Below are 26,001 nucleotides of genomic sequence, written 5' to 3' on the forward strand. Positions count from 1 at the left end.
TTCAGCGGGTGTGGACGGGACGGCCGTCCTCGGGGGTTTGGATGGCGCGGCCATCCTCTGGCGTGCGGGGTCGCGGCGGGGCCTGAGAGCCGTCGGCCGGCGGTGCGGGCGGCGTCAGGATCTCGCGCGTGCCGTTGCGGGCGCGGTGGCCGACGACCCCGGCCCGCTCCATCCGTTCGATCAGGGCGGAGGCTTCGGCGTAACCGAGGCCCATGCGGCGCTGGAGGAAGCTGGGCGACGGCTTGCGCTCGGTCTGCACCAACCGGACGGCGTTTACGTAATCGTCGGGGGATGACGTCGGCATCACAGGACCTCCTTGGGGTCGATGGCGCAGAAGCGGTTGAGGGCGGCGGCCATGACCAGGGCGCGGGCCTTGGCCACGTCGTCGGTCAGCTGGTTGTCCACGTCGGTGACCAGGGTGGTGGCGCCGTCGCCGTCCAGGACCACGCCGGGGTCGCCGTCCGAGGCCGTGAACGGGCCGCACAGGCCCGCACGCGCCAGGATGTTGCGCACCGAGGTCGAGCCGGGGTCGTCGAGATCGACCAGGGCGCGCGCGTCGTTCAGCAGCTGGGCGGCGACGGCGTCTTCGACGTCAACCTGAGCGGCATCGTCCGTCGTGGCGGCGTGGGTCGGCAACGCGGCCGGATCGGCCTGGGCCGGAAGGTTCAGCCAGTCCGTGGAATAGGCCGCCCGCTCGGTCGGGTTCTCATTGAACACGGCATGCGCCTGGGCCAGAGCCCAGGCGGCGTCGTTGAAGACGGCGTAGGTTCTGGCTAGCGCCTTGACCATGGCGTGGAAGGCCGTCTCCGGGTCGGCGCTGTGGATGTCGGGACCATAAGCGTCCTCCAGCCAGCGGTGGCCCGCAGGGGTGGCCCGGACATAGGGTCGGCCATGGTGCTTGAAATCGATCAGTCGCAGCGTCTGGAGGGTCGAGGCGACCAGATCGAGCCAGTACTTGCCGGTCGGGGCATAGGCGACGCCTTCGCCTTCGTCGCCGACCACCAGCCGGTCGGGGGCGTGCCGCACCGCATGCAGGATCTCCAGCAAGGTCAGCCGCTGTACAGCGTCCAGATCGATCATCGGTTCGGACGCAGGCGCGTGGCCGGCGCATTGGTCATCTGGCGTGCGAATGTCGTCCTGTCGCAGTTCACCGGCCGAAGGCGGAAAGACGTCCTCGGCTTGCGGGCCAGACCGCGCTGGGGTCGGCAGGCCGCCGTTGCGCATGGCGCCGCGCAGCTGCTCCCAGGTGATCGCGCCCGCTTCGTGAGCCTCGACCAGTTCGGCGGGCGCGGTCTTCACGACCTTGATCTTTTCCTGGACGTCGCGGACGCCTTCTTCGTCGCCCTGATCCAGCTTGGGCGCACGGCCGGTGCGGCGGGCCAGTTCGCGGCCCGACCATCCGGTCTCGGCCGCCAAGGCGGCCAGGGCCTGAGCGTCTTCCCAAGGGGGAAGGTTCTCGCGCGCGCCGTTCTCAACCACGGCGATGAAAAGGCTTTCGGCCGGGGTGGCGTCGCGTTCGACGCAGGGCACGCCATTGACCAGGCCGGGCGGCAAACCCTCTCCGCGCGAGGCGAACCGCGCCTCGACGATCAGGGCGGCGCGCTTGCGTCTGTGCCCGGCCCAGACGACCCGCCGGCCGTTTGCGCGGACCGGCGAGACCGACAGGGGTTCGATGATCTGGCCGTCCGCCTCGATCGTGTCGGCCAGCGTCTCCAGCGAGTTGGGGTCATAGGTCTTGCGCGGGTTCAGCGGGTTGTCGTCCAGCAGGCTGGGCGACGAAAAGATCAGCCCTCCGCCGTCCGAGACGCCGGCGGCGCGGTCCAGCGCCGACAGGGCGTCCCATCCCGCATCCGTCAGGGCGGCAGACGACCATTCGCCATAATCCGCACCGGGCGCCTGGATCAGTTTCGCCGCCTCCAGCTGCGACAGGTCGCGGCCGATGTTCTTGGGCGCCCTGCCCGTCGCCTTGGCGATCTCGGTCTGGCTAGCGAACGGTGAACCCGTCGGGCGAGCCGCCAGGGCGCGCAGCAGATCTTCACCGTTCAGGGCGGCGTTGCTGAGGCCGTGCGCGAGGGTCAGGGGGGCGCTCATGCGGCGCCGCCTTCCAAAGCGGCCGCCTGGGCGAGAAGGATTTCGGCCTCGACCTCCTCCAACTCGGCGCGGGCGATGTCCTGTTCACCTTGCGGAGTGTTCCGGGGGTTGTCGCCATCGCGCAGGACGGCCGCCCAGGTCTGGTGGACACGGGCATGCGCCCGCAGCAGCCGGACCTTCAGGTCGCGCGTGGGGATTTCGAGTTCAGGGACGTAAACCGTCATGCGGCGATCCTTTGGAAGCCGCCCGCATCCAGGCTGGCGAGGGCGAGGTTGACGGCGGCGGCGTCGAGACCGGCAAAGCGGGCGAGCCGGCGGCCGCTGGGGGCCAGGGCGATCCAGCAGCGGCGGGCGTCGGGCTCTTCCAGGGCGGTCAGAAGGCCCGGCTTGATCCCCAAGGTCTCGACCATGACGGCGACGGCCTGAGTCTCGGTGTAACCAGCCATGGTCTGGCGCAGGGGGAAGTCCGCCGGGATAGGCGTCGGCTGGCGGTAAGCGATCTCGAACAGGGTGTCCGGCAGGGTCGCCGGAATCGGACGAGCGGCGCTCGCATGGGCGATCGGGCCGGTCATCCGCGTCCGCTCCGCAGGTAGGCGCGGCTGGCGGCATAGGCGGCTTCGCGAAGCCGCTGGGCGATGTCGGCGAAGCCCAGGACCGACGGGTCGCACATCAGGCAGTCGGCCGTCAGGCACGCTTCGGACGGCGTCAGGCGATGGGCCTGGGCCGCGACGGAGACGCCGACATAGTGGACGCCGTCCAAACCCCTGGCCGCCAGGATGATCGGCGCAGCGGGGGCGCCTTCCATCGCCAGAAGGACGCTGGCGATGGCGTCAGCGTCTTCCGGGCGTGCTGCGCGGCGGAAGGGAAGGATCGAGGCCGAGGACGGTCTGTTCGAGTCGACCGATTCTAGCGTAGCGGGGTGAAACAACATCGTTTGCTCCTGCGTCCTCAGCGATGAGGCCGTTGCAGAAAGCTATGACTTGTTGGTTTTGTCAACACCGTAGCAACTACGGATCGTTGGTTTTCACCTATGGCGCTCGACGAGTAGCGTCTGGCGCACACAATCGACAGGAGAGTTTATGTTCGGAAACAAGCCAGAGAAACAGGCCGAGCCAGCGCTTGACGGGGCAGGCCAGCCCTACGTCCAAGAGTTCGAATATGAGGCCCAAGCCCATCTGGGGATCGGCAACTTCAACAAGGCCGCTAACACGATGGCGGCGGCCGGCTGGGAACTGATCAACGGCGGCATGGCCGGGACCGTTCACTACGGCTATTTCCGGCGCAGACTGACCCAGCGCTGACCAGGCCTAACAGCCGCTACAGCTTAACCTTGGGGCGTTAGGAGACCGCGCCGCCGACGACGGCATGCACGGCGCGGATCTCGGCCAGGTGAATGGCGAACTCGCGTGGCTCAGGCTGCAACTCGCGGACCCAGATCGCCTCCGAGTCGCGGCGTTCGTAATACTTCAGCAGCATCGCGCCTTCGTGCGTCTCGATGATGCACATCTGGCCTCGGTTAGGCCAAACGCCACGGACGGCCGGAGCCAGCTCGCCGTGCTCGAATCGCGGCGAAACGCTGTCGCCGTGGACCTGGAGGTAGAAGGGGTCCCGATAGCCGCGCTGGTTCGGGTGAAGCTCTTTCCAATCCTCGGGCTGGTCGGGCGTGAAGGCGATCGCGTCCGGCCGCCCGGCGAAGACCGCTCCATAGACCGGGGCCAGATCGTTGGAAGCAACGGGTTCTGGATCGGGACGGCGGCTGAAGACCACGACCTTCCCGGATTGACCGGCGGTCGGCAGGGGCTGCGTGCCGTCCGCCAGCCAGGATTCCGAGACACCCTCTTCCAGTAGAGCCTTCACACGCTCGATGTCGTCCCGAGAGCAGCTGACGGCCGCCGCCAAGGCGTCGAGCCCAGCAACGGTGAACACTGACTTGCGTGCGCCCGCCTCGTAGTTCTGCCACGCCTGGGTGGTGACGCCGTAGGCTTCGGCGGCCTTCTGTTGGCTGAGGCCCTGCCGTTGACGCAGTACGGCAAGCCCACGACCGTAAAGACGGTCGCTCTCGGAAGTTGTGTTAGCGCGTTTGTTGGCCATGACCACATTGGGCCTTGGCCGCGCTGTTGTTGCGAGCGACAACACCATATGTGGACCACTACAACAAACTGTTGCCAACACCAATAGGCTGTTGGCAACCTCGGGAGGCCATGAGTGATTCGCAAACCCTCCGATCCCCCCGTCCTCGTCCAGCCCTAGCCCTTTGGGTTTGGGATCGCGGCTATACGTGGTCCGAGGCCGGCGAACTCTTCGAATGCACCGGAGAGGCCGTGCGGCTGTGGTGTCGGCCTTTCGACGACCCTTCGCGACGCACGCCTGACCGCACCTCCATGGACCGCATCCTCCGGGTCACGGATGGAAAGATCAGCGCGGCGGATTTCTATGCGCCTGCGCAAGTTCGCGAAGGCGCGCAATGACGGCCCTCTTCGCCGCCCCGCGCGGTCCGCGTCGTCATTGCGCCCTGACGCCTGACCAGGTCGGCGGATGGCTGCGTTTCCTGCGTCACGCCGACAAGGCCGCCCGTGATCCGGAAGGGCATGGCGCGTCATTCGCCCGCGCCGCGCACAAGGCGGGCAAACAACCATTGCCCGCCGGCCAGACCGACAATGGCGCGGATCTGATCACGCTGGTCCGACTGGGCAAGGCCTTCGCCACCCAATCGCCGGATCAGCGGCGCGACGCCGCGCGGGACATCCCGCGTCTGGTCGAAGCCTGTCGTCCCCTGTTCCAGACCATGCCCGTCTCGGACGTGCGATCGGTGGAGCCGCGCAAGGACATCTTCGGATGAGGGAGGCGCAGGCTGATTTCCTGGTCGGGTTGAGCGAGGACGACTGGTCCTGGTCGCGTTCCACCATGGCCGGCATCCCGCGCAAACCTGGCCGCCTGTCGTCTCAGTTCATGCATGACGGGGCCGCCACGGTTTACGCGGACGTGGACTATGGCGAGGCGGAAGCGCTCGCCCGTGCGGAGCGGGCGGCGTGACGCACGATATTTTGCGAGCGGCGCTCGCACCTCACCCGGCATCGGGGGGGGGCGTGATGACGCGCGGCAACGCCTCACACATGCTGCCGTCCAACGCCCGTGCTGTGATGAACACGCGCGAGACCGAAGCGGGCGACGACGTCGATTTCTTCCCGACCCGTCCGTGGGGATCCCGCGCGGGCGGCGAGATTATCCGGCAAATCGACCCACGCGCGCGCAGCGCTTGGGAATGCGCGGTCGGCGTCGGCATGATGGCGCACGGCCTGGACGATTATTTCCCCGTCGTCCACGGGTCCGACATCTGCATCTATGACCCCGCGCTGTACGCCGCACGGGGTTGGGTCGCGCACGATTTCACGGCGGGCAATCCCGATCCGTTCGTCGCCGACTGGATCATCAGCAACCCGCCGTTCGACGACGTCGAGGTGTTCATCCAGCAGGCCTGGGCGCGGGCGCGCCGGGGCGTGGCCATGCTGTTGCGGCTGGTCTGCCTGTCAGGCCAAGCGCGGCATCGCCTGCTGCATGGCGAGGGTCCCGACGGGATGCAGCTGACGGTGTTCGCGCCGTTCAGCGAACGCCTGCCGATGCACCGGGGCTTCTGGGACCCGACACGGACGACCGCCACCGACTATGCCTGGTTCATCTGGTGCAAGCCCGGCGTCGGGCCGCGCCGGCCGGTCGTGTTGGGGCGCCGCCGGGCGGTCATCTTCGACATTCCGCCGGGAACGCAAGCGCGTCTGACCCGGCCCGACGACGCCGCCCGCTTCGGCGCCGCGCTGCGTCTTCCTGCCCCCTCCTCTGACCTGAAAGGAACCCGGCCATGACCGGACGCAACACCGCCGCTGGCAAGGAGCTGATGTCCATCGTCGAGCGCGTGGAGTCGGTGATCGCCGCCAAACAGACCATGACCGACGACATCGCCGCGATCCTGGCTGAGGCCAAGCATCGTGGATACGTGCCCAAGGCCATCCGCCACGTCATCAAGGTGCGGGCGATGAAACCGCATGATCGGCAGGAGTCCGAAGCGATCATCGCCACCTATCTGCATGCGCTGGGGGACGAGGCCGAGTTGCCGTTGTTCCGGCACGTCAATCAGATGGCCGTGGACGTGACGTCGCGGGAAGAAGTCGCCGAAGCGCTGAAATCCCTGGTCCCCAGCAACGGGTCGATCATCGTCGAGGCCGGCGGCAAGGGCGTGAAGCTGACGCGTGACAAGGATGGGCACGTCGAGACGCGCGATCTTTCGACACCTTGGCCAGCCGCGACGGGCGGACAAGCGCCCGCTCCGGGGCGACCCACGCGGCCGACGGCGAAACCGGCCGAGGCGCCCGATGTCGATGGCGACGGCGCCGAAGCCTTGGGCCGTGAGGCGTTCCGCGCAAACGAGCCCGTCATCCGCAATCCTTTCCCCTTCGGCGACGACCGGCGCCCGCGCTGGGACCTGGGCTGGCGGCTGGAGAGCGGGTCTGACGGCATGGGTCCGGGAACGGGCCAAGCCTGATCATGTCGCGTCATTCGAAGAGAGACCTAAGCGAGTTCGGCGACCTGTTCATGCCTGACCAGGCGGATGAGCCGATCCTGCCGCCGCCTGTACGCGCAGCGCTGCTGGAATGGCTGACCGAGATCTGGGCGGACAAGGAACTGCTGGCGGTCGGCATCAAGCCGCGCCGCCGGGCCATGTTCGAAGGGCCGCCAGGAACCGGCAAGACGACGCTGGCGCACCACATGGCCGCGCGGCTGGGCCTGCCCATGCTGGCGGTCCGGCCGGATCGCATGATCGGCAAATACATGGGCGAGACCAGCCAGACGATCGGCGCACTGTTCGAAGCGGCGCGGGCGCAGTTCGATGGTTCGCCCATCGTCCTGTTCATGGACGAGTTCGACACCTTGGCCAGCGACCGCCGCAAGGCAGGCCAGGCGGCCGACAACGACCGCAATGAGTACGTCGGCACCCTGTTGCAGCGTCTGGAGCAGTACGAAGGTTTCCTGATCGCGGCGACCAACCATGCCGACTGGATCGACCAGGCGATCTGGCGTCGGTTCGACATGCACATCACGGTCGATCTGCCGGGGCAGGAAGAGCGCGAGCGCATCTTGGCGCGCTATCTCTCGCCGTTCGGCCTGCCTGCCCTTGCTCTCGCGCGGCTGGCTGAAGCCTTCTCTTCCGCCTCGCCCGCTTTGATGAAAACCGTGTGCGAGAACATCAAGCGGCAGATCGTCATCGGTCCCCGCCTCGGGTCGGACATGGGCCGGGAGGCGGTGTTTGCCCGCATCTTGACCAGCGTCCATCCCCACCCGGATCTCGGCACTCCGCGCCTGTGGTCGCTGGGAGCTAAGGACCCCGCGCTGACGGTCATGCCTTGGCCTCTCCCCCTAGCGGCCGATCTGCCGGACGTGGAAGCGGCCGAGGATGATGCGGCCGGGCAGGACGTTGTCGTTCCATTCGGGGGGCGTCGGCCATGATCTGCCGTCCGCCTGATTGCCGATGCCGCGCATGCCTTCTGGAAGAGAACGCGGCGCTGAAGGCTCGCCTAAACACGCCCGAGATCGAGGACTTCGCGCGCGGTGTCGTTACTGAAGCCCAGCACCAACGCGCCCGGTTCGCATCGGACCATGACGCCGGAAAATCGGCCTTGGACTGGTTCTGGCTGATTGGGTATCTCGCGCAGAAAGCAGCTTTCGCGGCCCTAGCCGGCGACCGCCACAAAGCCCTGCATCACACCATCAGCACGGCCGCAGCCTTGGCCAACTGGCACGCTGCGCTGAGTGATCACGATACCTCCATGCGGCCGGGCATTGCGCCGCCAGCAGGTCAACCATGACCGTGCGCGGCCTCTCCCTGACCGCCGCCGCCCTGGCCTATGCCAAGGCGAAGATCGCGGTGTTCCCGCTGCGGGCGAAGTCCAAAGCGCCCTATGGCCGCACCGTCGGCCTGCATATGGCGTCGCACGATCCCGTGCTGACCGCCTCGCGCTGGGCCGGGACGGCGCAGCTGCCGTTGAAGCCGATCGAGGCGCTGCGGGAGGATGCGCGTAAGGGCGGGCGGTCGCCGTCCGACGCTGAACTGTTGCGGCCGGTGACGGCCGGTGCGCAGTCGAACGTGGCGATCGCCACCGGAGCCCCGGCGGGCTTTTGGGTGCTGGACTTGGACGGGCCGGACGCCGTGGCGTGGCTGGCGGCGAAAGAGGCCGAACACGGACCGCTGCCGGTCACGCCGACGTCGCTGACGGCGCGGGGCGAGCATCGGTGCTTCGCCTGGTGCCCCAAGTCGTCGTCGGAACCGATCATCCGCAACCGTTCGGGCCTAGACGGTGCGCCAGTCGATGTGCGCGGGCAGGACGGATATATCCTGGCGCCGCCCAGTGTTCACCCTGGCGATCCGAAGAAGGGCGTCGCGCCCGGCCATGTCTATCGCTGGGCCGATGGGCGGTCGCCCGAGGACCTGCCGTTCACGGTTGCGCCCGATTGGCTGATCCTGCTGGTCAAGCCCGCGCCGCCCGCGCCCGTGAAACCGATGACGCCCCGTGCGCCGGCGGCCGGTCGTGCGTCGCGGTTCGGGGAGATCATCCTGGACCGTGTCTGCGCCGCCATCGCCTCCGCGCGCGTCGGGACACGGGACACGGTGCTGTTCCGCGAGTTGGTCGGGATCGGTGCCCTGGTGGCCGGCGGCGAGATCGAGGACGCCTATGGCCGCGCGGCGCTGGAAAACGCCGGTCGGGTGCATGTGCCGGACGCCATGACCGAGGCGCAGCTGATCCGTCAGGTGGACCGGGCCATGGCCTGGGGTGCGCAGTACCCCCGCAAGGCGGACCCATCGCGGCGGACAGGCGGGGCGCAAGAGCGCAGGGCGGACATGCCCGTGCGCGACCACCACGCGGCCCAGCGCGCCTTGGACGCCGCCGCCTACTGGCGCGAGGCGACCTCGGCCGACAACGGCGTGGTGCGCCAGTGGATGCGCGGTCTCGCTCTGGACCCTGACGGCGTGCCGGGTGCGCTGGGCCGCATGCGGTTTCACCCAGAGGCGCCGGACCGCGACGGCGAACTGAAGCCCATGTTGCTGGCCCCGATGATGGTGGACGGCGGTGGACCGATCGAGGTCCTAGCGCTGTTCGACCTGACGCAGAGTGAGACGCGCGTGAGCGGCTTCATGGGTCAGGCGCTACACGGCCGCGCCCTGGCGCTGACCGCCCTGGACGGGCCGGGACCAATCGTCGTGGGTCTGGATTTCGCCGACGCATGGGTGGTGGCCAGCAGCATGGCCCGCAGCGGCCCGGTGCGCGCCGTCGCCTGCCTGAACCTGACCGCGTTCAGCGGCGGGGTGATGATGGACCGGTTCGGCCGGGTCGATCCCGTTTCGCCGCGATCCGACCCGGAGCGTGCGCCCTGGCGCATTCCGCCCGCCTTCCTGGGCCAAGGCGTGACCGAGGTGGGGTTCGCCGTCCGCCGCGACCTGATCACCGCCCCGCTGCGGTTCCGTGGCGTGGTCGGCGGCACGGCCGAGACGCGTCTGAGGGGCGATGATGCCGCCGCCTATTTCACCAGCCTGACGGTCCAGGCCTGGGAGCGGCTGGCGCTGCCCGAGGGCGCGTCTCTGCGGCTTAGGCCGCTGACGGCGGCCATGGGCGTCAGCTTCCACGATCAACAGCAGAGGGCCGCAGCGGGCGTTTCCGGCGCGGCCGACAATGGAGTGCGTCAGTGAGTGGTTTCGACGACGTCGGGGGACGTCCAGCGCCGGCGGCCCCTTCGACCGATGAAATGTCGCGGTTCGACCTGAACGACGACGGCAACGCCCTGCGGTTCATCCGCATGGCCGGAGGGATCATCCAGCCGGACGGCGAGATCGACCTGAGCGAGGCGACTGTCCTGTACCTGCGCAAGCGCGGCTGGATCGTCTTCAACGGCACCTACTGGGACCTGGAGACAGGCGAGGCGCGGGCCAAGCGGCACGCCATCAAGGTCGCCCGGTCGATGCATGCCCAGATGGAGATCCGGGCGGCCGAAATGGAGGCCAAGAACTACGCCTCCAAGTCGATCCAGAGCGTGCGGGACTTTGGCGTGTCGGCGGGGAACGCCAGCCGGATCGGCAATATGCTGAACCTGGCGGCGTCGTACATGGACGTCGATATGGACGCGTTCGATCGCGATCCGCTGGCGCTGAACGTCCAGAACGGGGTCATCCGTTTCCGCAACGGTCCGCATCGCAACGCCAAGGGTGATGATGTGGTCGGGCCGCATGTGGTCTGGACCGAGGGGCACCGCGCGGCCGACCGGATGACGCGCCTGTGCGAAGCCTCCTATCGCCCGGACGCCCAGCGCCCGCTGTTCGACGGGGTGCTGAAGTACGCCATCCCCAAGGTCGAGAACCGGCACTGGATTCAGAAGGCGCACGGTTACATGTCCACCGGGGAGACCGGCGAGCAGGTCTTCATCGTGTACCAGGGCAAGGGCGGCGACGGTAAATCGACCGTGGTGAACGCCACGGCCCATGCGCTGGGCACCTACGCCACGACCGTGGGGGTCGAGACCTTCCTGGACACCGGCGTGAAGCGCGGGTCGGAGGCCTCGCCCGATATCGCCGCCCTGGCCGGCGACAGCCGCATGCTGTGCGCCGGGGAGCCGCCCAGCGGGTCCAAGCTGGCCACCGGCGAGATCAAACGGTTCACCGGCGGCGGCAAGATCAAGGCGCGCGAACTGCGCGAGTCGCTGTTCGAGTTCGAACCCGTCGGCAAGGTCGTGATCGAGTGCAACCGCAAGCCGACGATCAACGACACCGACAACGGCATCTGGCGACGCCTGAAGATCATGCGCTGGCTGAAGGTCGTGCCCGAGGACCAGATCGACCACGACCTGCCCAAGAAGCTGAAGCGTGAAGCCGACGGCATCCTGAACTGGCTGATCGAAGGCATCCTGTTGTGGATGGGCGAGGGCCTGAAGGATGTGCCCGACCTGAAGGAAGCCCTGGAGGACTATCGCAAGGGGGCCAATCCCTTCGTCCAGTGGTTCGAGGATCGGGTGATCCGGGAGGACGGCGCGCGGATCGGCGCGACCGTGCTGTTCAAGGATTACCAGGCCTGGATGACCGACAACGGTCACGAGAAGGCCATGAGCCAGAAGGCGTTCGGGGGCACCCTCAGCGACCTTCAGATCGGGCTGGGGTCCAAGGATACCGACGGCAAGATCACCCGCATGGGCGCGCGCCTGCGCACGCCGCAGGACGCCCCGGCGGGCGGTTCGGCCGAGGCCTCGCCCGCGCGCGCGGCAGACGCCGGGTCTGGCCCCGGCGGGTACGAATCTGGCGGCGACTTCAGCGAGCCGGACGACGGCGCATTCCTGCCCCCCGACACGGATTGGGAGGGCGACGATGACGGACGATGACGGACGAACGGACGATCAGGGGCCGGGTCTGGTCACCGCGCGCGACCTCGCCGGACCTTCGAACCTCTGTCCCTCCGTCGATCATCCGGCCCGCAAAGCCAGTCGTGGCGGGGAGAACGGACGATGACGGACGATACGGACGATGCGGCGGAGTTGGCTTCCATAAGCCGGGTGTGCGGGCGGAGCGGCGTGAACGGGTGAGCGATCGTCCGTCTGCTGTGAGCGGGATTTGCGGGGTCGGTGTGGTGATCCCTTTGGGTTTGGATTTGGTGAAATGAGAAACAATCCAGAAAACTTCATCGAAAGAGAACAGGGCGAACCACTCGCCCTGCACCTCTATCGGAACGCCGACGTGATCGGCTGCGACGTCAGCCAACGCCGCCGCCTGCGCCATGCCGCCGCCCTCTGCGTTCGCGGTCACCAGGCGCCGCACAGCGCCACGGTCGAGGGCCGTCAGGATCGTATCGATGCGGGCCGCATCGCTGACGCTGTGAACCGTGAACTGCGCGCCGGGATGGATGAGATCGTCGATAACGCCCGTGCCGAGGCGGGCGGCGCGGACGCGACCACGTACAACGACGCCGGTGCGCTGCGGCTTGGATCACGCGATGGTCTGTGGACTGCGCAGCAGGCGGAGGACATCGACGATGATCAGGCCGCGACCGGTCTGGCCTATCGCCTGGTGTTCGAGATCGTCGGCGCATCGCAGCTGGGATCGCAGCTGGGCCGGGTTAACGAAGCGTCGATCAAGGCGTCGTCGTCGGATGGGGCGGCGGCCCGTGGCCTGTTCCGCGCCTATGCCGGGGTGCGCTTGACCACGGCGGAGGCCTTGGTGCTGAAGGCGGACCCGACCCAACGGGCGCTGCGGGTGCTGCGGGCCGTGGCTGGCGAGGGCCGGTCGCTGCGGTCCCTCGGGGCGGGGAGCAACCCTCGCAAATCCAACGCCGCCGCGCTGAGGGTGGCTTTGAATGCGGCCCGTCCGGTGCTGATCGTCGAGCGTCGGCCGCAACCCCCTTGCGAATCGGGCACGGATTGAGGCACTAAACAGATGCGCTCAATGTTGCGCCTTCAACCCGCCAGCCCTTCCGGCTCGGCGGGTTTTTCGTGCCCGATCAATGGGTTACGGCCGGGGTCGCGGGTCCTCCCTGGGGGCACCCCTATGCGGTGTGGCTGAGCGCAATCATTCAGCAGCCTGGGCCACTTTCGAAAGCCTAAAACTCAAGCCCACCCTAAAGGACGGAGGTTTAGCTTTGACCGACGCTCAAGGGGCGGGCGCCGAAACCGTCTCAAAGGGCGAGTTCGCGGCGCTTTGTGGAGTTTCGCCGGGGCGGGTGTCCCAGTGGATCTCGGAAGGCAAGATGACCGAGGAGGCGCTGGACGGCCAAGGGCCGCGCGCCAGAGTCCGAGTCGACATCGCCCAGGCCCAACTGCGATCCCGGATCGATGTCGGTCAGCGGTTCGGCAATGGTCTGAAGACCCGGCTGCGAGCGCCGCTCGCGCGGCACCCTAACGAACCCGCCGGGGCAACACAGGCTCCGATGGCGCCGCTGGTCGATACGATTGAGGAACAGATCAAGCGCGAAAAGCTGCGCGAGATCGAGTTCAAGAACCGGGAGGCCCTGAAAAAGGAACTGGCCAGCCGGGGCGAGTATGTCCGCACCATCGACGTCCGCGTCGGGTACGACCAGGTCGCCATGGGCATGGTCAACGTGTTCGAGGGCGCGCTGACCGAGTTCGCCCAGGCCGTTGCCGCGCGGTTCGAAGTTCCGCAGCGCGACGTGCTGCACCTGCTGCGCGGCGAGTTCCGCAAGGTTCGCGCCAGTGCGGCGCAGGCGGCACGGCGGGCCGGGTCGGAGTTGCCGGCGGCGATCGAGGACGACGCCAGCGCCTCGGCCGAGGCGGCGTGATGAACATTCATGTCGCCAACACGGCGGCGCTGGCCTGGACGGCGATGGGCGACGCCTTGGAGCCGCCGCCGGTCATCGACTACTTGGCGTTCGCGGAAGAGAACATCGTGTTCTCCAAGCGGGAAAGCCCCCTGCCCGGTCCCTACAGCCGGGCGCAGTTTCCACTGTTCGACGCAATCTTGGGCGCATTCGGCCCCGACGACCCCTGCCGGATCGTCAGCCTGTCCAAGTCGGCCCAAGTCGGCGGAACGGTCCTGGCTAACATCTTCACGCTGGGATCGATGATCCTGGACACGGGCGATTTCCTCTACATCCACCCGACCGAAGAGAATGGGTCGCGCTGGTCGAAGATGAAGCTGTCCCCGATGATCCGGGGGCTGGCGGCGGCGCGGAAGTTGTTCCCGGAGAAGTCGCGCGACGGCGCGAACTCGGTCCTGTTCAAGGAACGGATCGACCGCAAGGGCGCCATCCAGATCGCCGGGGCCAACTCCCCGGCCGGGCTGTCGCAGGTATCCATGCCCCGCCAGGTGCAGGACGATCTGGCGAAGTGGGAGATGAACTCGGCCGGCGATCCCGAGACGCAGGGCGACACCCGGTCCTGGGGCTTCGAGTTCGCCAAGATCTTCAAGGTCTCGACGCCTCTGGTGATGCCGGGGTGCCGGATCACGAAGAACCTGGAGTCGGGCAGCCAGGAATATCCCGAGGTGCCCTGCCCTCACTGTGACGCCTATCAGGTGCTTGAGTGGGCCAATATGCTGGCCCAGTTGGATGAGGCCGCGCCGGAGAAGGCGCACTTCACCTGCGTCGAGTGCGGCTGCGAGATTCAGGAGCATCACCGCGCCGCCATGGTGGCGCGTGTCCGCTGGGTGGCTCGCCGTCCGCACATGATGCGCCAGCACCGGTCGTTCTGGCTGTGGTGCGCCTATTTCCCGCTTCAGAGCTGGGAAGGCATCGCGCGCCGCTGGTTCGCCGCCAAGGGCGACGCAGCTGGCGAACAGGTGTTCATGAACGACGTCGCCGGCCTGCCGTTCCGGTCGGCCGACGAAGCCGTGGATTGGGAGGTCCTGCGGGATCGGGCATCCGAGAGCGACTATGTACGCGGTCGGATTCCGGCCGGCGGATTGCTGGTCACCGTCGGGGTGGACTGTCAGGGCGACCGGGTCGAGTGGCAGGTGGTGGCGTTCGGAAGGGATTTCCGCCGCTGGATCGTGGATGTCGGCGTGTTCCCCGGACACATCAGCGACGCCAAGTGCCAGAAGCTGTTGGACGGCCTGCTGGAGCAGACCTGGTTGAATGCCCACGGCCGGCGTCTGGGCGTTGATCTGCTGGCCATCGACGGCAACGCCTGGACCGAGGACGTCTGGAGCTTTGCCCGCCGCCATCCGGCGGGTCGGGTGATCATGGTGCGGGGCGCGAACTCGGAAAATGCGCCGCTGCTGGAACGGGTTCGCAAGGAACGGAACCGTGCCGGAAAGCTGCTGAAGTACAGCCGCCGGTTCTACAACTTCGGCACGTCCACGCTGAAGATGGCGCTGTATCGCAACCTGGCCCGCCTTGATCCGCAAGGGCGGGGGTTCATCGGCTTGCCGAAGGGTCTGGACGACGAGTTCTTCCGTCAGCTGACGGCTGAACGGCGCAAGCCGATCAAGCGACGCGACGGCTTCACCGTCTATCAATGGGTCAAGGACCCATCACAGGCGAACGAAGGCCTGGACACACACCTTCAGGCCGAGGCCGCCGCGATCCGTCTGGGCGTGCGCAGTCTGCCGGACCGAACGTGGGACCAGCTGGAGGCCGAGCGGGATTGTCCGCCCGACACCGGTCAGCTGGACCTGGAAGACCTGATGATGGCGACGACCTCCGCCGACACGAGCGCCGCTCGCACGGCCGAGGAAGCACCGGCCAATCCGCCTGCTCAGCCCAGCACCGAGGCTGGGACCAGCGGCGGCGACGACAACGACTGGATCGGCATAGGCGCCGGAGAGGACTGGATCGGATGACCGACTATTCGGCCGAGATCACGGCCCTGTACGCCGCCCTGGCCAATGACACGCTGCGGGTGAAGGTCGGGGACAAGGATACGACCTTCCATACGGCGGAAGAGATCGAGAAGCGGATCGCGATCCTGACGCGGGCGCAGGCGGCGTCGGGTGTCACCGGCCTGCGTCGATACGGCGCCACGGTCGCCGCCTTTGGAGACGACTGATGTTCGATCGTCTGATCTCCGCCGTCTCGCCGCGCCTTGGCTATCAGCGTGAAGCCTATCGGGTCGGCCTGGACGACTTGCGGCGTCAGCGGTCCTATGCTGCCGGCGACCGAGGCAGGTTGAACCGTGATTGGCGCGGCGACGCCCGGTCGCCGGACGCCGCCATTTCGGGCGATCTGGGTCTGATGCGCGGGCGGCAACGCCGCATGGTCCGCAGCAATCCGCTGCTGGCGGCGTTGAAGCGTAATCTGATCGTCGGCCTGATCGGCGACGGAATCACGGTTCGGGTGCTGCATGACGATCCGGCCGTTCGTGAGCGGGCTCAACGTCGTTGGGATGAGTTCTGCGCCCGGCCGCTGGATGGTCGGGACGACTTCTACGGCATTCAGCGGCAGGCCGCCTCGGGTCTGATCGACGCCGATTGCCTGCTGGTTTGGATGCCGGAAGACGGCAAGCCCGATCAGCGCGTCATGGTGATCTCGGGCGACTATCTTGATCACACCCTGACCCAAACCCTGAACGGCGGCGCCAAGATCGTCATGGGCGTCGAGTTCGACCGCAGTAATCGCGTCGTCGCCTATCACATCTGGGAGGATCACCCCGGCGACCTGATCATGGTCAACGCCGGCAAGCGCCGTCGGGTCGATGCCCGCGACGTGGACCTGGTCTATGAACGGCTGGAGCCGGGCATGACGCGCGGCGTGCCGTTGATGCACGCCAGCCTTGAGACCGAACACGAACGGTCGGAGACGAAGCGCGCCATCCGCGTGAAGAAGCGGATCGAGGCCTGCCTGGCTCTGTTCCGGCGACCGGGTGATGGCGGCGAGGCGTTTGCCTGGGGGGAACAGGAAAAGCGCGCCAGCGGCCAGTACCAAGAGCAGCTGCGCCCCGGCATGATCATCTACGGCCAACCGGGCGAAGAGGCCCCGACGGCCATTGCCCCGTCGTCGTCGGGCGACGGGGACGGATTCCTGCGCACCGAGGCCATGCAGGTGTGCGCCGGGATCGGCGTCCCCTACCACCTCGGCACCGGCGACTACAGCCAGTCGAACTTCACCAGCATGCGCAGCGAGAACATCGCCTATCACGCGCGACTGGACGACTGGACACAGCACACCCTGGACCCGTCGTTCATCGGGCCCGCGTTCCGGCGCGTGATGCGACTGGGCGTGCTGGAGGGCGACGCCGAACTGGCCAAGGTTCGATACGAAGTCTTGGCGCCGCCTCGCGCCCTGACCGATCCGCTGAAAGAAATCATGGCCAAGGTGATCGAGGCCCGCGCCATCCCTGGCGCCATGGCCCGCCTCTTGTCGGCCTACGGTCTGGACATGGAAGGGGCCATGAAGGCCCAGGCCGAGATCAACACCCTGATCGACAAGTATGGCATCGCCATCGACACCGATCCCCGACGCGTGAACGGCAGCGGATCGCTGCAACCGGCGGCCGGATACCTGAGACCCAAGGGCGACGGCGACCAAGCCCTTCGCTCCCTGTTGAGCCAAGCCCTCGGCCTGATCGAGGACTGAGAGGAACCCGACATGCACAATGTTCTCGCCTCCCGCGTCGGCGGGCCGCGCACCCTTGTCCGCGACCAGCCCGCGCCAGTCCAGGAACGACGCGGCGGCGCGCCTGCCGCGCAGCAAAGCCGCTACGTCGCCTTCACGGGCGGCAGCTACAACGCCGAAACCCGCACGGTCGAGGCCGTCCTGGCGACCGGCGCGCGAGTCCAGCGGCTGTGGTGGTCCGAGGAACTGGACATGGGAGCTGGGGCGATCGACCTCGCCCGCGTCAACCAGAACCAGGTCCGGTTCCTGTTCAACCATAACTCGAACGACGTCATCGGCGTCGTCGAGCGGATCTGGATGGAAGGCGCCGCCCTGTGCGCCGTCATCCGCTTCGCCGATACGCCACGCGGCCGCGAGTTCGCGGGCATGGTCCAGCGCGGCGAACTGACCGGGATCTCCATCGGCTACCAGGTGAGAAACTGGAAGCTGGTCGAGGTCCTGGAGAACGACCACGAAATCTGGCGGGCCACGGAATGGGAGCTTCTGGAAGCCTCCCTCGTCTCGGTGCCCGCCGATCCGAACGCCGGGGTTCGGTCCCTAAACCCCGGCAATCCCAGCGGTTCCGCCGCTCCCCAACCCTCCGAGGATGACATGAGACGATCCCTTATGGCGGGCGGCATGCTGGCCGCCTTCGGCGCAGCGCGCGCCCTGTTCCAACCCAACACCGATCAGGGCGGCGGCGCGCCTGCCGCGCCTGCTGCGCCCACGCCTCCGGCGACGCCGGAAATCCGTGCGGCGCCCACCCCGCCGGCTCCCGCAGCACCGGCCGCTCCCGCCGCGCCTGCCGTCCCCGAGGCCGCCCGCAGCCTGTCGCCAGCCGAAATGCTTCAGCTTCAGGACCAGGCCCGCAGCCTGGGCGTCGAGAGCAATGTTCGCGCCGCCTTCGAAGCGACGGGCGCGGACTATGGGTCGGTCTCGCGCGCCATTCTTGAGGCCGCCGCCGCGCGTCAGGCCGCCAACACCCAGAACCTACCGACCAGCGGTTCTCGCGCCTCGATCGTAACCGACGAAGTCGATACGCAGCGTAGCGGCATCCGCGCCGCCATCCTGCACGGCCTACGCACCGGCAACGGCGGTCAGGCCGAACTGCCGGCCGAGGCCCAGCCCTATGCGCGGCACAATCTGTCGGATCTGGCGATGGTCTGCCTGGGCGAGCGCACCGCGCCCCGTTCGACGGCCGAGCGTATCGAACTGTATGAGCGGGCGTTCCACACCACGTCGGACTTCCCGCTGCTGCTCTCGGGCGCTCTCAACCAGCGCCTGGCGGAACAGTACCGCGTCGCCCAGCCGATCTATCGCAGCATCGCCCAGCAGATGACCTTCGTGGACTTCCGTCCGCACGAAGTGCTGCGCCCCGGCGATTTCCCGACCCTGAAGCCGGTCACCGAAGCCGGCGAGATCAAGTTCGGCACCTTCGGCGAGGGTCGCGAGCGCGTGGCGGTCGGCGCCTACGGCATCCAGTTCGGCCTGTCGCGTCAGCTGATGATCAACGACCACATCGGCGCCATCGACCGCGTGCTGGCCAGCCAGGGCAACATGATCGCGCTGTTCGAAGAACTGACGTTCTTCGCCATGAAGGCGGTCAACTCGGGCGATGGACCGGTTCTGCTGGAAGACAACAAGACCGTCTTCCACGCTGATCACGGCAACAAGGCCGGGACCGGTACGGCGATCACCGAGCCCGCCCTTTCGGCCGGTCGTGCGGCGATCCGTAAGCAGAAGACCCCGGCCGGCGCAGTCATGGGCACGCCGCCCTCGATCCTGCTGGTGTCGCCTGACAAGGAAACCGAGGCCGACAAGGCGGTCGCCGCTCGCCCGAACGGCGAATACAACCCGTTCGAAGGCAAGCTGCGGACAGTCGTCGCCGGCCAGCTGACGGGCAACAGCTGGGAACTGTACGCGGACCAAGCGTTCGGGGCGAACTGGACCTGGGGCCTGCTGGACGGCTTCACCGCCCCGCGCCTGCGGGTCGAGAACGTGTTCGGCCAGCAGGGCGTCAAGATCTCGCTGGAGCACGACTTCGGCTGCGGCGCGCAGGACTTCCGCTTCGGTTACCGCAACGCGGGCGCCTGATCCCTCTCCTCCCGGCCTGACGGGGCCGCGTCCACGGATGCGGCCCCGTCCCTTTCGTCGCCCGGCCAGCGGCGTTCTGAAGGATCATCATCATGTCCAAGAACTATGAACAGCACGGCGACACCCTGGACTGCATCGCCCCGGCGGGCGGCGTCGTCTCGGGCGTGCCGGTCAAGATCGGCACCCAGGTCGTGGTGCCGCAGGTGTCGGCCGTTGAAGGCGCAATCTTCGCCGCCAAGACGACCGGCGTCTGGAATGTCGCTGCCGCCACGGGGCAGGCCTGGGGCGCCCTGGTCACCGTCTATTGGGACGATGCCGCCAAGGTGTTCACCACGACGGCGACCAGCAACACCAAGTGCGGTCACTCCGGCCCGCTGGGCAAGGCCTCGGCCGACGCTGTCGCGTTGGTCAAGCTGATCCCGACCGTCTGATGACGATGGCGGACCGCGAGGCGCGGATGCTGGACGCCATCTACCGGGTCTACGGGCTTCATGCCCTCTGGACCCCGGCAGGTGCGGGTCCGGTGACCACGCCCGTGGTCCGTTATCAGACACAGGATGATGTGGCCGGTCTTGGCCAGAGCGAAATCCTGATGCGATCCGAGGTGCTGTTCTGGCGTGCGGCGGATCAGCAGCGACCGACCGACGCCGGACAAGGCGATCTGGTCGAGGTGACACGCCCGAGCGGGGCTTTGTCGTCCTACCGCGTCCTGGCCGATCCGAGGCTGGAGCCCGAAGGTTTGGAGTGGCGCTGCGTCGTGCAGCTGCTGACGGTGTGATGCGGCATTCAGTCAGCGGCCGCGACAGCCTGGACGGGCTGGAGCGGGGTTTGGAAGACGAAATCGCCGGCTTCATGACCGCCGCCATTCGCGACGGCGCCGACGAACTGAAGGAAGACTGGCGCGACGCCATTCTGGACGCAGGTCTTGGACAGAAACTGGCCCTGACCATTCGCAACGAGGTCTATCCGCGCGCCCAGACCAGCCTGGACGCAGCGGCGCTGATCTGGACCAAGGCGCCCGGCATTATTGAGAGCTACGGCCTCGGCGCCACCATTCGTCCGGCGAACGGCGGGCGCTATCTGTGGATTCCGTCTGATGAGGTGCCGAAGAAGCGCAACGGCCGCGCCCTGGACCCACGCGAGGTCGAGGCGCGATTTGGCCGCAAGATGGTCGTGATCAATCCGGGGCACTGGCGCACGAAAACCACGACGACGGCCATGAAGCGCGGTGTCGCCTATGCGGGCTTCGATGGCCTGGTCATTCGCAAGTCGAGCGGGCGGTGGCGGAATGCGACGGCAAACCAGCTGAACAAGGGCCATCGGTCGTACCGCGAAACCACGCGTCAGTTCGTCATCATGTTCACCCTTGTTCCGCTGGTGAAGAAGAAGAAGCTGCTGGATCTCGACGCCATCCGTGCAGCGTCGGAGGCCCGCTTCCCCAATCTGCTGAACAAGCACTGGAGGTAGGATGGCCCGTCACGGCGAAATGGTGGTTCAGGCGGTCGTCGCCCTGGCGGTCGCAGCGTTGCCCGCGTCGAAGCCTGAGCGCGGCGCGCCATGGCCGGAACGGGTCGGCGCCGGCGGAAAGGTGATCGTGCAGGACGGGGAGCCCGGCGAACCGGAGGAGTGTTTTTCCCCGCACGCCTTCACCTACCGGCACACGATACCGATCGAGGTTTTCGCCCCGGAGGGGGCCGTGGATCGCTTTGCGGCGCTGGACGCCATGCTGACCGCTCTATCGGACGCTCACGCCCAGGACATCAGCCTGGGCGGCCTGTGCATCTGGTCCCAGATCGACGCCCCATCGCCCGACGATATCGCTTCGGCGTCGGCTGGGCCGGTCAGGGCGACGATCCTCACCTTGACGGCTGAGTACACCACAACCCGTCGTCTGGGCTGATCCAGCGACCCCTTTTCATGGAGAACTGATATGGCTGGTGGTCGCGCTCGCGGCGCCAATGCGCGCTTTCTGCTGGGTATGGAGGCGTCCTATGGGGCGCTGCTGTCCGTCCTCAGCTGGTTCCAGGTTCCGTTCGTCAGCGCCAATCTGGGCGACGAACAAGGCTTGGTCGAAAGCGATGTGCTGGGCTTCGGCCGCATGCCGCAGCAACCCGGCCGCGACGCGGTCAACAACGCCGGCGACGTCGTCGTGCCGCTGTGCGCCCGCAACATCGGGCTTTGGTATACGCTGCTGCTCGGCGCGCCGACCACGGTGGCGGGTGTCGCGGCGACCGGCGCGCTGACGTTCTCGGCCCAGCCGGCGAACAACTCGACCGTCACCATCGCGGGTCAGGATTTCACCTTCGTCAGCGCCACCCCGACCGCCAATCAGATAAAGATCGGCCCGAACCTGAAGGCGACGATTACGAACGCCGTTCGCGCCCTGAACGCCAGCGGCGTCGCCGGCGTCGCCGCCGCCACCTATTGGGGCGATCCCGAGACGAACAAGATCCACGTGCTGCACGACGCCGTGGGCACGGGCGGCAACAGCTTCACCCTGGCGGCGAGCGCCGTGGCGGTGACCGCGTCCGGGGCGACCCTGACAGGCGGCGCTGCGACGGGCGGTTATCGCCACACCTGGAAGGTGGATGCGTCGTCTCTGACCACGCCGTCCGCGACGGCCGAGGTCGGCATGCCGGAGGTGCCCAGCTTCGCCGCCAACTACGGTCTGAAGGCCAACACCTATGGCGTCCCGCTTCAGCGTAGCGGCAACCTGAACGCCACGATCGGCACGATCGCCCAGGGCGAGACGCCGGTCGCGGCCGAAACGATCGAGGGTGCGCCGACCGTCCTGGTCATGCGCAAGTTCTCGGCCTTCTCGGGCACGGCGCGCCGCAACGGCATGCCCTTCGGGCCGTCGTTGGTCAGCGGGCAGTTCAACTATTCGAACGGCGCTGACCCGGTCCCGACGGTCGGTCGCGGCGACGGTCGGATCGGCGGCGTGGATGAGGGGATGGCGGGCGTCACCGGCTCGGTGGGCATCCGTTACGACTCGACCGAAATGCAGACCCAGGCCGAGAACGGCGAGGCCTGCGAACTGGCGTTCAGCTGGGCCATCCCCGGCTCGACCTTCGCCCTGCGCCATATCGCCCACGCCGTCTATCTGCCGAAGGCCAAACGTCCGATCACCGGGCCGGGCGCGGTCCAGGCGGACTACAACTGGCAGGGTGCGCAGGACCCCGTGACGGGGCGGCTGGTCACCTTTGTCCTGGACAACGACGTCGCCGAATACGTCGTGCCCGAGGCTGTCTGATGGTGCAGCTGGTTCAGACGCCCGCGCCGGAGTGGGTCGATGTCGCCGATGGTTTGAGGTGCCGGTTTCGGCATGGGCCTTCGGAGGCGATGGTGTTCGCCCGACGGTTCGCGCGCACCGCGATGGAGGCGGATGATCGCAACGATCCGCAGTTCGCCTTCGTCGTCGGCTGCGTGGTCTGGGGGCTGTTGGAATGGGAGGGCGTGGGGTCGCCTGCGCCGGTCCCGCCTGACGACATTCTGAACGGGCCGGCGGAGGCTCTGACGGCGTGGCGCGAGGCCAATCCGGCGCCCGAGGGCAACGCCCCGGTGACGGCCGAGTATGTGACGGCTCTGCTGCGGCAGAACCCGGCCATCTATGACGAAATCGACCGGACCTATGTCGAGACGATCATGCGGGCCGCCGCCGAAAAAAAAGGATCAGGGCGCTCGCAGACTGGCACTTCGACGGCGGCCCCGCCTTCTGCGAGGCCTGCGGCGACTGCGCAGAGTGCCCCTACCGCGAAAATGACCCGCGCACCGAAGCGGGGCAAAGGGTCTGGTTGATCGTCGAAAGCTGCGCAGGCCAGCTGAGGGTCGGGATGAACGGGGTGGTCGGGCTGGATTATCCCGCCTGGATCGCCTTCGCCCAGCTGACGTCGATGGACGCCGCCACGGCCGATCTGTTGTCCGCCTGCCTGCCTGAGATTGAGGGCGCGGTCCTGAAGGGCTTGCGTAAGGAGAGCGACGAATGACGACGCGCCAGATCGCCTATCGCCTGAAGGCCGAGGGCAAGACCGAACTGCGCCGCGACCAGCAGGAGGTGGCGCAGGGTTTCAAGGAAACCTACGCCGCCGCCGAACAGGGCGCCATGCAGGCGACGACGGCGGCCGAGAAGCTGGAGAAGCGGTATCGCGCCATGGCGCAGGCCGCGCAGGACTCGGCCCAGGCGCAGGCGGCGCAGGCGCGGTTCAACGCCATGCTGGGCGTGCAGGAACCGACGCGAGGATCGGCGGCGGCGTCCGCCAGCGTGTTCATGCAGGACGACACGGACGTGCGCCGCGTTGAAGCCTTGCGTGCGGCCATCGACCCGCTGACGGCGGCAAACAACAAACTGAACCATGAGCTGAAGGAATATCAGACCCTCGCCAACGCCGGGAAGATCACGACCGGTGAACTGGCGCAGCTGCAAGGTCAGGCGCGGGTCCGGTTCGACGAGACGACGGCCGCCATCGCCCGCAATGAGAAGGGCCTGACGCGCCTGGCGCTGGCGTCGCGCCTGAACCTGACGCGTCAGGCGTCGGACGTGTTCGTCACGGCCGCCATGGGCATGAATCCGGCGATGATCGCGATCCAGCAGGGACCGCAAATCCTGGACGCGTTGGCGACCAGTGGACTGAAGGTGTCCGCAAGCGCCGTCGCCGCAGGCGCCGGGTTGACTGCTCTGGCCGCAGGCGTCGTCCTGCTGGCGGCAGCGTGGAAGGATGGCGAGAACGGCGCGTTGGCCTATGAGCGGGCGGCGACGGGCGTCGGTCGCACGGCGGGTCTGTCGGCTACAGAACTGCGAACGCTGACCGTCGCCGCCGCCGAAAACGGCGAGGTGTCGATCAAGGCGGCGCGAGACATGGCGGCGCAATATCTGGCCACGGGTCAGGTGGGCGGCGAGGAGATCGGCAAGCTGATCGCCATCACAAAAGACTATGCTGCGTTCACGGGCGTCGATGCGGCTGAGGCGACGAAGTCGTTGGCGAAAGCCATGATCGACCCGCTGAACGCCGGTCGGGACATGACCTTGCAGTATGGCCTGCTGGACCAGGCGCAGCTTCGTGACATCGAGAACATGATCAAGCAGGGCGACATGATGGGCGCCCGCAAGATTCTATTGGAGGAACTGACGCGCGCGACCGCTGGCCATGCCGACAAGGTCGGCGGCATCGAAAGCGCTTGGGATGCGGCCGGACGCTCCGTGTCGGACTTCTTCACGCGCCTCGGTGAGGGCCTGTATCAAACTGACGAAGAAAAGCTGGCGCGGCTCCAAGGTCTCGCCGCCGGTCTGCCGAAAAGCAACTCGCGTTCTCTTTTCGGGGGGTTCGACTTGCGCGGTGCGGTCGAGCAGGGCGAAGCCGAGGCTATGGCGGCGCGCAATCGCGAGCGGATCACCCAGGCCGAGGCGGCGCAACGTCAGCAGGCGGAGCAAGAGCGTCGTCGGGTCGAGAGCGGGCGCGGCGCAAGGGAGTCTGCGGCCCGGAAGGCGGAAGCCGATGCGCGGCGTGCTGCGGCTGACGCAGATCGCGCCGCTCGCGAGGCGGAGCGGGAGCGCAAGGAAGCGCTTCAGCAGAGCCGCCGCGAAGAGGACCGCGTCAGCACCATCGACCTGGAGGTCGCGCGCGCGCGTCAGGACTATCCAGAGGTTCAGCGGATCGAAGATGCGAACGCCGCTCGCACGCGTGAACGCCAGTTGATTGATGACGGTACGGCCGCTGAAGCGGCGCGCACCAAGGCGATGGAAGAGCAGCAGCGCCTGATCGAGGCCCGCGGGGAAATCCGGGAGCGGGAGACGCGCCAGATTATCGACGGCGTCGAACTGGAGGCGAGCCGGATCGACGGACTGACGCGCTTCGTCACCCGCAAGGAACGGGAAGTCGAGGTCGAGGCGCGCATTCTGGCCTACCGCAAACAGGAAAAGGATCTCGTCTCGGCAACGGCCTTGGCGATGTCCGATCAGGCCGTAATCGACCAGGCGCGGGCCACCGCCGCTGAACGCAACGCAGCGGTCCGCGAGCGGGAATGGAAGATGACGCTCGCTTCTGCCTCGGGCAATCGCGGCGCGCTGCGCGGGTTGGACAGGGCTGATTGGATCGACCGTCAGGCGCGTCAGATCGAAAGCGACAAGAAGCTGAACTATGGCGAGGGGCGCGACCAGGCCGTCGCCGAATATGGCCAGCTGTTGCGCGCCCAGACCCTGGGCGGGATGCGCGAGGGGGTTCGCGGCCTGATCGGGGATATCCGCTCGGGCGGCATCCGCGACGCCTTGTCGTCGCAGTTCGACCGCGCGGCGGACCGCCTGCTGGACAAGCTGGTCGATGGCCTGTTCGACATGGACTGGTCGGCGATGCTGAAGGGCGGGTCGGGCGGCGGATCGGGGGGCTGGCTGAGCAAGGGGTTCAACTTCCTGTTCGGCCGCAACGCCGAAGGCACGGACTTCTGGACCGGCGGTCCGACTTGGGTTGGAGAGCGCGGGCCGGAACTGCTGGACCTGCCGCGCGGGTCGCGGATCACTGAAAATGCGCGGTCGATGGACCTGATGCGACGCGCGTCCGGCGGCGCGGGACAGGCGCAGCGGGTGGTGGTCGAGGTCGTGGCGCGCAAGGGCGACGCGTTCGAGCCCGAAGTGGTGCGGATATCGGGCCGTGTCGTGCAGCAGGGCATGGCGACGACCTACGCCCAGTCCGTGGAAACCGGCGCGAAAGCCGCGCCGACGGCCGTGGCCGACGCCCGCGCCTACAAGAACTGAGGGCGGC

General features: G+C 67.6%; 29 protein-coding genes. 23 read left to right on the top strand and 6 right to left on the bottom strand.

The features are described 5' to 3' along the window. Position 1: 1 nt before the first annotated feature. Genes ABC419_RS14070 through ABC419_RS14090 form a run of 5 tightly spaced genes read right to left on the bottom strand, consistent with a single transcriptional unit; the run spans position 2 to position 3,021 of the window. A complete protein-coding gene (locus ABC419_RS14070; protein ID WP_412877066.1) occupies positions 2-304 on the bottom strand; it encodes a DNA translocase FtsK in 303 nt (100 codons plus the stop codon). Further along, positions 304-2,091, bottom strand: a complete 1,788-nt coding sequence (locus ABC419_RS14075) for a ParB N-terminal domain-containing protein (protein ID WP_412877065.1) — start codon at positions 2,089-2,091, stop codon at positions 304-306. The genes ABC419_RS14070 and ABC419_RS14075 overlap by 1 nt, the downstream gene beginning before the upstream one ends. After that, positions 2,088-2,315 carry a hypothetical protein gene (locus ABC419_RS14080; protein WP_412877064.1) on the bottom strand — a complete coding sequence of 76 codons (228 nt, stop codon included), beginning with the start codon at positions 2,313-2,315 and terminating at the stop codon, positions 2,088-2,090. Before ABC419_RS14080 ends, ABC419_RS14075 begins: the two co-directional genes overlap by 4 nt. After that, positions 2,312-2,662: a hypothetical protein gene (locus ABC419_RS14085; protein WP_412877063.1), complete on the bottom strand. Its 351-nt coding sequence runs from the start codon at positions 2,660-2,662 to the stop codon at positions 2,312-2,314. The genes ABC419_RS14080 and ABC419_RS14085 overlap by 4 nt, the downstream gene beginning before the upstream one ends. Then, complete coding sequence (locus tag ABC419_RS14090; protein ID WP_412877062.1) at positions 2,659-3,021, bottom strand: hypothetical protein; 363 nt, start codon at positions 3,019-3,021, stop codon at positions 2,659-2,661. Before ABC419_RS14090 ends, ABC419_RS14085 begins: the two co-directional genes overlap by 4 nt. Positions 3,022-3,169: 148 nt before the next feature. On the opposite strand from ABC419_RS14090, the gene ABC419_RS14095 reads away from it, so the two are divergent. Beyond that, positions 3,170-3,391, top strand: a complete 222-nt coding sequence (locus ABC419_RS14095) for a hypothetical protein (protein ID WP_412877061.1) — start codon at positions 3,170-3,172, stop codon at positions 3,389-3,391. Positions 3,392-3,428: 37 nt separating this feature from the next. Here the strand turns inward: ABC419_RS14095 and ABC419_RS14100 are convergent, their stop codons facing one another. Further along, the gene (locus ABC419_RS14100) at positions 3,429-4,181 is read right to left on the bottom strand and encodes a LexA family transcriptional regulator (RefSeq protein ID WP_412877060.1); all 753 of its coding nucleotides are present in this window, start codon (positions 4,179-4,181) and stop codon (positions 3,429-3,431) included. Positions 4,182-4,554: 373 nt separating this feature from the next. Between ABC419_RS14100 and ABC419_RS14105 the strand changes: the two genes are divergently transcribed. From ABC419_RS14105 to ABC419_RS14210, 22 genes are all read left to right on the top strand, one after another. Further along, a complete protein-coding gene (locus ABC419_RS14105; RefSeq protein WP_412877059.1) occupies positions 4,555-4,929 on the top strand; it encodes a hypothetical protein in 375 nt (124 codons plus the stop codon). Next, positions 4,926-5,123, top strand: coding sequence for a hypothetical protein (locus ABC419_RS14110; RefSeq protein WP_412877058.1), 198 nt, complete (start codon positions 4,926-4,928; stop codon positions 5,121-5,123). Before ABC419_RS14105 ends, ABC419_RS14110 begins: the two co-directional genes overlap by 4 nt. A 56-nt stretch (positions 5,124-5,179) precedes the next feature. Then, on the top strand, positions 5,180-5,947 hold the full coding sequence (locus ABC419_RS14115; protein ID WP_412877057.1) for a hypothetical protein: 768 nt from the start codon (positions 5,180-5,182) through the stop codon (positions 5,945-5,947). Continuing rightward, positions 5,944-6,624, top strand: a complete 681-nt coding sequence (locus ABC419_RS14120) for a DUF2312 domain-containing protein (protein ID WP_412878788.1) — start codon at positions 5,944-5,946, stop codon at positions 6,622-6,624. The genes ABC419_RS14115 and ABC419_RS14120 overlap by 4 nt, the downstream gene beginning before the upstream one ends. Positions 6,625-6,674: 50 nt before the next feature. Further along, on the top strand, positions 6,675-7,586 hold the full coding sequence (locus tag ABC419_RS14125; protein WP_412877055.1) for an AAA family ATPase: 912 nt from the start codon (positions 6,675-6,677) through the stop codon (positions 7,584-7,586). Then, positions 7,583-7,945 carry a hypothetical protein gene (locus ABC419_RS14130; RefSeq protein ID WP_412877054.1) on the top strand — a complete coding sequence of 121 codons (363 nt, stop codon included), beginning with the start codon at positions 7,583-7,585 and terminating at the stop codon, positions 7,943-7,945. The genes ABC419_RS14125 and ABC419_RS14130 overlap by 4 nt, the downstream gene beginning before the upstream one ends. Next, positions 7,942-9,822 (top strand): bifunctional DNA primase/polymerase, encoded by a 1,881-nt coding sequence (locus ABC419_RS14135; RefSeq protein ID WP_412878789.1) that lies wholly within the window; start codon positions 7,942-7,944, stop codon positions 9,820-9,822. Before ABC419_RS14130 ends, ABC419_RS14135 begins: the two co-directional genes overlap by 4 nt. Further along, entirely contained in the window at positions 9,819-11,498 is a 1,680-nt protein-coding gene (locus ABC419_RS14140; RefSeq protein ID WP_412878790.1) for a DNA primase family protein, read from the top strand. The genes ABC419_RS14135 and ABC419_RS14140 overlap by 4 nt, the downstream gene beginning before the upstream one ends. 274 nt (positions 11,499-11,772) lie before the next feature. Next, positions 11,773-12,534 carry a hypothetical protein gene (locus ABC419_RS14145; protein ID WP_412877051.1) on the top strand — a complete coding sequence of 254 codons (762 nt, stop codon included), beginning with the start codon at positions 11,773-11,775 and terminating at the stop codon, positions 12,532-12,534. A 214-nt stretch (positions 12,535-12,748) separates the two neighbouring features. Beyond that, on the top strand, positions 12,749-13,405 hold the full coding sequence (locus ABC419_RS14150) for a hypothetical protein (protein ID WP_412877050.1): 657 nt from the start codon (positions 12,749-12,751) through the stop codon (positions 13,403-13,405). Continuing rightward, the gene (locus ABC419_RS14155) at positions 13,405-15,405 is read left to right on the top strand and encodes a phage terminase large subunit family protein (protein WP_412877049.1); all 2,001 of its coding nucleotides are present in this window, start codon (positions 13,405-13,407) and stop codon (positions 15,403-15,405) included. Before ABC419_RS14150 ends, ABC419_RS14155 begins: the two co-directional genes overlap by 1 nt. Further along, entirely contained in the window at positions 15,402-15,611 is a 210-nt protein-coding gene (locus ABC419_RS14160; protein ID WP_412877048.1) for a hypothetical protein, read from the top strand. The genes ABC419_RS14155 and ABC419_RS14160 overlap by 4 nt, the downstream gene beginning before the upstream one ends. Further along, entirely contained in the window at positions 15,611-17,137 is a 1,527-nt protein-coding gene (locus tag ABC419_RS14165) for a phage portal protein (protein ID WP_412877047.1), read from the top strand. Before ABC419_RS14160 ends, ABC419_RS14165 begins: the two co-directional genes overlap by 1 nt. Before the next feature lie 12 nt (positions 17,138-17,149). Beyond that, entirely contained in the window at positions 17,150-19,249 is a 2,100-nt protein-coding gene (locus tag ABC419_RS14170) for a phage major capsid protein (protein ID WP_412877046.1), read from the top strand. 92 nt (positions 19,250-19,341) lie between these two features. After that, positions 19,342-19,680 carry a DUF2190 family protein gene (locus tag ABC419_RS14175; protein WP_412877045.1) on the top strand — a complete coding sequence of 113 codons (339 nt, stop codon included), beginning with the start codon at positions 19,342-19,344 and terminating at the stop codon, positions 19,678-19,680. Continuing rightward, positions 19,680-20,027: a head-tail joining protein gene (locus ABC419_RS14180; protein WP_412877044.1), complete on the top strand. Its 348-nt coding sequence runs from the start codon at positions 19,680-19,682 to the stop codon at positions 20,025-20,027. The genes ABC419_RS14175 and ABC419_RS14180 overlap by 1 nt, the downstream gene beginning before the upstream one ends. Next, positions 20,027-20,716 carry a DUF6441 family protein gene (locus ABC419_RS14185; RefSeq protein WP_412877043.1) on the top strand — a complete coding sequence of 230 codons (690 nt, stop codon included), beginning with the start codon at positions 20,027-20,029 and terminating at the stop codon, positions 20,714-20,716. The genes ABC419_RS14180 and ABC419_RS14185 overlap by 1 nt, the downstream gene beginning before the upstream one ends. 1 nt (position 20,717) lies before the next feature. Further along, entirely contained in the window at positions 20,718-21,149 is a 432-nt protein-coding gene (locus ABC419_RS14190) for a hypothetical protein (RefSeq protein ID WP_412877042.1), read from the top strand. A 30-nt stretch (positions 21,150-21,179) separates the two neighbouring features. Then, positions 21,180-22,502 carry a phage tail tube protein gene (locus tag ABC419_RS14195; RefSeq protein WP_412877041.1) on the top strand — a complete coding sequence of 441 codons (1,323 nt, stop codon included), beginning with the start codon at positions 21,180-21,182 and terminating at the stop codon, positions 22,500-22,502. Beyond that, a complete protein-coding gene (locus ABC419_RS14200; protein ID WP_412877040.1) occupies positions 22,502-23,047 on the top strand; it encodes a hypothetical protein in 546 nt (181 codons plus the stop codon). The genes ABC419_RS14195 and ABC419_RS14200 overlap by 1 nt, the downstream gene beginning before the upstream one ends. Next, on the top strand, positions 23,044-23,235 hold the full coding sequence (locus tag ABC419_RS14205; RefSeq protein WP_412877039.1) for a hypothetical protein: 192 nt from the start codon (positions 23,044-23,046) through the stop codon (positions 23,233-23,235). Before ABC419_RS14200 ends, ABC419_RS14205 begins: the two co-directional genes overlap by 4 nt. Continuing rightward, positions 23,232-25,994: a phage tail length tape measure family protein gene (locus ABC419_RS14210; protein WP_412877038.1), complete on the top strand. Its 2,763-nt coding sequence runs from the start codon at positions 23,232-23,234 to the stop codon at positions 25,992-25,994. The genes ABC419_RS14205 and ABC419_RS14210 overlap by 4 nt, the downstream gene beginning before the upstream one ends. The last annotated feature ends 7 nt before the right edge of the window (positions 25,995-26,001 follow it).

Origin of the sequence: Brevundimonas phoenicis (assembly GCF_047237745.1) — a bacterium.
Classification (GTDB): domain Bacteria; phylum Pseudomonadota; class Alphaproteobacteria; order Caulobacterales; family Caulobacteraceae; genus Brevundimonas.